This is a genomic window from Mycobacterium sp. (assembly GCF_049280035.1).
Classification (GTDB): Bacteria; Actinomycetota; Actinomycetes; order Mycobacteriales; family Mycobacteriaceae; genus Mycobacterium.
Genome location: NZ_JBAPPI010000755.1, coordinates 1 through 5385 on the forward strand (window position 1 = coordinate 1; position 5385 = coordinate 5385).

The 5385-nt window shown below is 66.3% G+C and carries 4 protein-coding genes and 3 pseudogenes; 4 read left to right on the top strand and 3 right to left on the bottom strand.

The window, feature by feature from the left end:
- Together WAN71_RS24220 and WAN71_RS24225 are read right to left on the bottom strand one after the other, a co-directional pair.
- A pseudogene (locus WAN71_RS24220) lies at positions 1 to 343 on the bottom strand (SDR family NAD(P)-dependent oxidoreductase); the annotation flags it as partial.
- Positions 344 to 349: 6 nt separating this feature from the next.
- Positions 350 to 1174 carry a MarR family transcriptional regulator gene (locus WAN71_RS24225; protein WP_422227769.1) on the bottom strand — a complete coding sequence of 275 codons (825 nt, stop codon included), beginning with the start codon at positions 1172 to 1174 and terminating at the stop codon, positions 350 to 352.
- A 127-nt stretch (positions 1175 to 1301) separates the two neighbouring features.
- Between WAN71_RS24225 and WAN71_RS24230 the strand changes: the two genes are divergently transcribed.
- Positions 1302 to 2435, top strand: coding sequence for a dihydrodipicolinate reductase (locus tag WAN71_RS24230; protein WP_422227766.1), 1134 nt, complete (start codon positions 1302 to 1304; stop codon positions 2433 to 2435).
- A gap of 76 nt (positions 2436 to 2511) precedes the next feature.
- Here WAN71_RS24230 and WAN71_RS24235 read toward each other — a convergent pair.
- A pseudogene (locus WAN71_RS24235) lies at positions 2512 to 3650 on the bottom strand (sigma-70 family RNA polymerase sigma factor).
- On the opposite strand from WAN71_RS24235, the gene WAN71_RS24240 reads away from it, so the two are divergent.
- The 3 genes and pseudogenes from WAN71_RS24240 to WAN71_RS24250 all read left to right on the top strand — a co-directional run.
- The gene (locus tag WAN71_RS24240; protein ID WP_422227767.1) at positions 3598 to 4437 is read left to right on the top strand and encodes an alpha/beta hydrolase; all 840 of its coding nucleotides are present in this window, start codon (positions 3598 to 3600) and stop codon (positions 4435 to 4437) included. The pseudogene WAN71_RS24235 and the gene WAN71_RS24240 sit on opposite strands and share 53 nt — an antisense overlap.
- A gap of 43 nt (positions 4438 to 4480) precedes the next feature.
- Complete coding sequence (locus WAN71_RS24245; protein WP_422227768.1) at positions 4481 to 5230, top strand: DUF2786 domain-containing protein; 750 nt, start codon at positions 4481 to 4483, stop codon at positions 5228 to 5230.
- A pseudogene (locus WAN71_RS24250) lies at positions 5227 to 5385 on the top strand (TIGR04338 family metallohydrolase); the annotation flags it as partial. The gene WAN71_RS24245 and the pseudogene WAN71_RS24250, both read left to right, overlap by 4 nt.

Genomic DNA, 5385 nt, shown 5'->3' on the forward strand with positions numbered 1-5385 from the left:
GTCCCAGTGAGGTTGACGTCGATGATCTTCTGCCAGTCGGCCAGCGGGAAGTTCTGCGGGTATTGCCGTTGAGGATGCCGGCGTTGTTGACCAACACGTTGAGCCTGCCAAACTCGTGCACCGTCACGTCGACGGCGGACTTCCACTGATCGGGCTGCGTCACGTCGAGGTGGACGAACCGCGCCGCACCACCCAATTCCGTTGCCAGCGCCCTGCCTTCGGCATCAAGGATGTCGCCGGCGACGACGCTGGCCCCTTCGGCGACCAACGCCCGCGCATGCGATGCGCCCATGCCGCGAGCGCCGCCACTGATCAGTGCAACTTTTCCGTCTACGCGTCCCATGGCGGGTCAGGCTACCCCGGGTCGCAGCAGTGTCTGGGCGTGCCTGAGCGCGGTGTCGAGGTCGGGCAGGGTGAGCTCGTCGCGGCCGCCCAAGTGGATCTCGATCTGGTACTCCGGCTGGCCATCACGTCCGAAGATCGGCAGGACTACGAATTCCGTTGCCGCTAGCTCGGTTTCAAGCGCATGCGTGACAGATTGCAGCGTGACCATCGTCATCAGGGTGCTCAGCTCTCGAGTCACCTGGGCGGTCGGCTCCAAGGATGCCAACACCGCGGTGAGCCGGTCGTGCAGCGAGGTGTGGGCGGCGTCGAACCGCCAGGCTCCGTAGCCCCGGTCACGTATCGCGGCGAGCACCCGCCGATGCGCGGTGATTTCGGCACGGCTCAGCCGCGGCGTGACCCGCTGCAGCCAGCCGTCGACGGCCTCGTCGTCGCGCCAGGCCATCGCCACCAAGCCGAACGGAGGTCCGATGGGGAAGTGCTGGCCGACGGCGTGCTCACTATCGGTGCCGTGGCCGACCGCGTCGACGGTAATCAGGTGCGTCCGCCCGATCTTGGACATGGAGCAACCTGCGCCCAGCGTGGTGTGCAGGAAGGTCAATGCATCACGGCCGCGGTCCAACAGCGGGAATTGCGCTCTCAGGCCGTGCACCAGCCCGAACAATCCGCTGCCCAACGTGTAGCGGCGATCCTCGCGACGGGTCACCCAGTTGCGCCGCTCCAGTTCGGCCAGCAGCAAGGCGCAGGTCGAGGTGCTGAGCCCGCATATTTTGGCCAGTTCGGCCGATGTCCGGCCGCCGGGTGAATCCGACAGTGCCTCAAGCACATCCATCACCCGCCCGGTGGGTGGCGACTTGGTCGGCCCGGCTCCGCGCAGCGGCACTCTTGACGAACCCATCGCCGCCTTTCTACTATCCGTCCAAAATCTACTAGTTTGATTCCTAATATTAGGAGACCCAATGTACAACGTCGGCGTGTGGGGTCCGGGCTCGATGGGGCTGATCGCCTTGCGCGGGGTGATCGACCATCCACAGCTGCAACTCGTCGACCTCGTGGTGCATAGCGATGCCAAGGTCGGTCGCGACGCGGGGGAGTTGTGCGGGATCGCCCCGGTGGGCGTCGCTGCCACGACGGAAGCCGCGGGGATGTTGGCCGGTGACGCCGACGTGGTGGTCTATGCCGCGGCGGCCAACCTGCGGCCGGCGGAGGCGATCGCAGACATGGTGTCGATCCTGCGGTCGGGTAAGAACGTGGTGTCGTGCTCGGTGGTGCCGCTGGTCTTTCCCGATGCGGTCGACGCGGTCTTCACCGAGCCGCTGCGGGCGGCCGCAATCGCCGGTGGGGTGTCGTTCTTCACCACGGGAATCGACTCTGGATTTGCCAACGATGTTCTGCCGCTGGTGCTTTCGGGTGTCTCACGGGTGATCGATTCAGTCCGGGTGACGGAGATGTTCAACTACGCCACCTATCCGGACAAGGATGCGGTGTACGAGATTCTCGGGTTCGGCAAGCCGCCCGAGGAGACCCCGTTCGCGGCGACGCCCGGGGTGTTCACGTTTGGTTGGGGTCCGGTGTTGCACCAGCTTGCCGCTGGGTTGGGCGTGAAGATCGACAACATCGACGAGAACGTCGAACGGGTCGCCGCCGCGGAATCATTCGAGACCCCGACGGGCCATATCGCCGCAGGCACCGTCGCCGCGATGCGGTCCACCCTCACCGGATACGTCGATGGCGCACCAACATTCGTCATCGACCACGTCAGCCGCATGCGAGACGACATCGCCCCAGACTGGCCGCAGCCGCACATTTCGATCCAGCCGAAGGACCTCGGATTCGGGTTGGCGTCCGGGCGCGGTCTGTATCGCGTGCAGATCGACGGGTCGCCGAGCATGCGCTGCGAGTTCGAGATGGCCGACGACCACGACCACGACCTGGGTGCGCGGATGGCCGGCGCATCCCGCATGGTCAACGCCATTCCCGCGGTGTGCGAAGCGCAGCCGGGTCTGCTTTCGGCGTTGGATCTGCCGCTGGTCACCGGCGCGGGTCTGGTCCGGTCGGTGCCTGGGCCGTCACCGGACAGCCGACTGTTCTAGCGGCTCGGCTGGTCGAATGGCCAGTTATCGCACGGATTTTGCGGGATCTTGTCGCATGACTGGCCACTCGAAAACACTAGAGGTGTGGCGGCAGGCCGAATTTCGCGAACAGCGTGGTGTCGAGGAAAGCCACCACATGCGACACCCCGTCGGCGCGCATGTCCAGCACCTGCAGCTGGAACGGCAGATGTTTGTCGCCGTCGCGCATATACATCGCAGCGGCGGGCTGTCCGTTAGCGGTCAACGGGATCAGGCGCATATCACCCGGTACCTGCGCTGGGCACTGTTGGTGGATGAGTGTGGCGATCGCCTGCGGGCTCTGATACCAGCCGACGAACGGCGGCATCTCCCAGACCGCCTCGCGAGTGAACATTTCCGCTAGCCGGTCGATGTCGTAGGCCTCGAAAGCCGCGATGTAATCCGTCAAGCGGTCCTGCGCATCCGCCGAGTCCAGCGCGATCAGCTGGTCTTCGGTGCTGGGCCCGACCGCCTCCAGCTGTGATCGCGCACGCTGCAGCAGGCTGTTGACGGCGGCCGTGCTGGCGCCGATTGCCTCGGCCACTTCGGCGGCCTTCCATTGCAGCACTTCTCGCAGCACCAGCACCGCTCGCTGCCGGGGCGACAGATGCTGCAGCGCCGCCACGAATGCCAGCCGCACCGAGTCGCGTGTACTGACGATCACGGAAGGATCAGAAGGATCAGCCGGATCATCGGAGACGTCCGGCAAGGGCTCGAGCCACGGCACCTCGGTGCGCTCTACCAGCTCGCCGGTCGGGTCCGAACTGGGTGCGCCCAAGCCAACCGGCAGCGGCCGCCGCGACCGGCCCTCGAGCGCGGTCAGGCAGGTGTTGGTGGCGATGCGGTGCAGCCAGGTGCGTAGCGACGACTTTCCCTCGAAACGGTCGTAGGCCTTCCAGGCGCGCAAAAAGGTTTCCTGCACCAGATCCTCGGCATCGTGCAACGATCCGGTCATCCGGTAGCAATGTGCGAGCAGTTCTCGCCGGTAGGGCTCAGCGGTGGTAGAAAAATCCGCGTCGCCGTCACCGGCGAAATCCTCGGCGAGCAGGCTCACCCGAGCGAGCTTACGCACCCCGTCCGACATCCGGCCCACACGGCGACGGCTGCGGGGACGCGCCGGGGGATTGGGTTTACGCTGCCCCTGATGACAACCACCCGCACCGAACGGACCTTCGATGGCGTGGGCGGCGTGCACATCGTCTACGACATGTGGACCCCCGACACCACACCGCGCGCGGTGGTCGTCCTCTCGCACGGGCTGGGCGAACACGCCCGCCGCTACGACCACGTCGCTGAGCGGTTCGGTCAGGACGGGCTGGTCACCTACGCGCTCGACCACCGCGGACATGGCCGCTCCGCCGGCAAGCGGGTGCTGGCCAAAGACATCTCCGAGTACACCGGCGACTTCGACACCCTGGTCGGTATCGCCAGCAAAGAACACCCCGGGCTTACGCGCATCGTGCTCGGGCACAGCATGGGCGGCGGCATCGTCTTTGCCTACGGCATCGAACGCCCCGACGACTACGACCTGATGGTGCTGTCCGGGCCGGCAGTGGCGGCCCAGGCCGCCGTGTCGCCGCTGCTGTTGCTGGTCGCCAAGACTCTCGGCGCGATCACCCCGGGCTTGCCGCTGCAGGAACTCGACGCCAGCGCGATATCCCGTGACCCCGCGGTGGTGGACGCCTACAACACCGACCCGTTGGTACATCACGGCAAGGTTCCCGCTGGCATCGCCCGCGCGCTGCTGATGGTCGGCGAGACGATGCCGCAACGGGCTCCCGCGCTGACCGCGCCGCTGCTGGTCGTGCACGGATCCGAAGACAGGCTTATCCCGGTGGACGGCAGCCGGCAGCTGGTCGAGGCGGTGGGCAGTTCCGATGTCGGGCTGAAGGTCTATCCGGGTCTATATCACGAGGTGTTCAACGAGCCGGAGCGCTATCAGGTGCTCGACGACGTTGTTTCGTGGATCAACGCCCGACTGTGAGGCGCCGCACCGGAAAGTCGTATCGTTCCTTTAGTTTGGTGCCATGAGCGACGACAAGATGCTGGCGCGTATCGCAGCCCTGTTGCGTCAGGCCGAGGGCACCGACAACGCCCATGAGGCGGAGGCGTTCATGGCGGCCGCGCAACGACTGGCCACCGCGACGTCCATCGACTTGGCGGTGGCGCGGTCGCATGCGGACAAGCGGACGCCTGCGCAAGCGCCGGTCCAGCGCACCATCACCATCGGCGCGGCCGGCAGCCGGGGACTACGGACCTACGTGCAGCTTTTCGTGGTGATCGCGTCGGCGAACGACGTGCGCTGCGACGTGGCATCCAACTCGACGTTCGTGTACGCCTACGGGTTTGCCGAGGACATCGATGCCACGCACGCGTTGTATGCCAGCTTGGTGGTTCAGATGGTGCGCGCATCGGATTCCTACCTCTCGTCTGGTGCACACCGGCCGACCCCGACGATCACCGCCCGGCTGAATTTTCAGCTTGCCTTCGGCGCCCGGATTGGTCAGCGGTTGGTCGAGGCCCGCGAGCAGACTCAGCGAGAAGCCAAGAAAGATCGTCGTCGTCCGCCGGGCACCGCGATTGCGCTGCGGGACAAGGAGATCGAACTTCGCGATTACTACCGTAGCGCGTCGAAGGCGCGAGGCACCTGGCAGGCCAGCCGGGCTACTGCGGGGTATTCCTCGGCGGCGCGACGGGCGGGGGACCGAGCCGGCAAGCGGGCGCGACTAGGAAGCGGCCCAGAGCTCTCCGGGGCGCGGACCGCGCTGGAGCGGTGAACGCCGAGCAACCGGCCGCGCGGGATTGGCAGCGTTCGAAGGTCTACGCCGCCGAGGAGTTCGTCCGGACGCGGTTCGACCGTGCCACCGAACACGGGTCAGGCAGCGTGGAGTTCTTCGGCGAACAGTTGACGCTGCCGCCGGAGGCGCGGTTC

Excerpts from the sequence above, each read along its gene's own strand:
- WAN71_RS24230 (WP_422227766.1), top strand. The coding sequence starts at position 1,302 with ATGTACAACGTCGGCGTGTGGGGTCCGGGCTCGATGGGGCTGATCGCC.
- WAN71_RS24240 (WP_422227767.1), top strand. The coding sequence starts at position 3,598 with ATGACAACCACCCGCACCGAACGGACCTTCGATGGCGTGGGCGGCGTG.
- WAN71_RS24245 (WP_422227768.1), top strand. The coding sequence starts at position 4,481 with ATGAGCGACGACAAGATGCTGGCGCGTATCGCAGCCCTGTTGCGTCAG.
- WAN71_RS24225 (WP_422227769.1), bottom strand. The coding sequence starts at position 1,174 with ATGGATGTGCTTGAGGCACTGTCGGATTCACCCGGCGGCCGGACATCG.